Source organism: Ferrovum sp., assembly GCF_027317285.1.
Classification (GTDB): domain Bacteria; phylum Pseudomonadota; class Gammaproteobacteria; order Burkholderiales; family Ferrovaceae; genus Ferrovum.
Genome location: NZ_DAHVHV010000151.1, coordinates 1 through 611, shown reverse-complemented (window position 1 = coordinate 611; position 611 = coordinate 1). Strand labels below are relative to the sequence as shown.

Annotated in this window: 1 protein-coding gene; it reads left to right on the top strand. The window is 53.4% G+C overall.

All coding sequences use genetic code 11. The features are described 5' to 3' along the window. Positions 1 to 204: 204 nt before the first annotated feature. A partial coding sequence (locus tag M6F29_RS12035) for a Fic/DOC family N-terminal domain-containing protein (protein ID WP_298160258.1) occupies positions 205 to 611 on the top strand: 407 nt, incomplete at its 3' end.

Genomic DNA, 611 nt, shown 5'->3' with positions numbered 1-611 from the left:
CCCCCCTGTAAAAAGTTGGGAATAGAAGTAGAATTTTCTCGATATGAGGAGGTTCTACATGAAGCAGTCGAAATTTATGGATAGCCAGATCATTGAGTCGCTGAAACGGGTGAGAGGTGGGTAACAGCAAAGATATCTTTAATATTGATCGGGATATTAAAGTATGCTTTAATGTGATCGAAGTAAATTCAAGGGCTCTTTAATTTGATACGCACCACTGGAACTTGCATCACCTCCACTACATTGGGCGAGGCCGTCCAGGCCTTCGTGCCGAATTCGCTGCCGCCGGGCAATCCTCCGCTGGCACCGGAGTCGTTCGTCGAGGCCAATCGCGCAGCAGAACTGGTGCTGGCCCGACTGTCCGGTGTATCCGGACTGGTGCCGTCGGTGGACTGGCTGCTCTACAGCGCAATCCGCAAGGAGGCACTGCTCACCTCTCAGATCGAAGGCACCCAGGCCACACTTACCGACCTCTTCGATGAGGAGGCTGGCTTTGTCGTCAGCAACACGGAAGACGTCGAGGAAGTCACCAACTACCTTCGGGCTTTCCGCTTGGTGCAGGACAATTTGCGCGACCCCAAGGGACTGCCCATCAGCGTTCGCCTATTGTG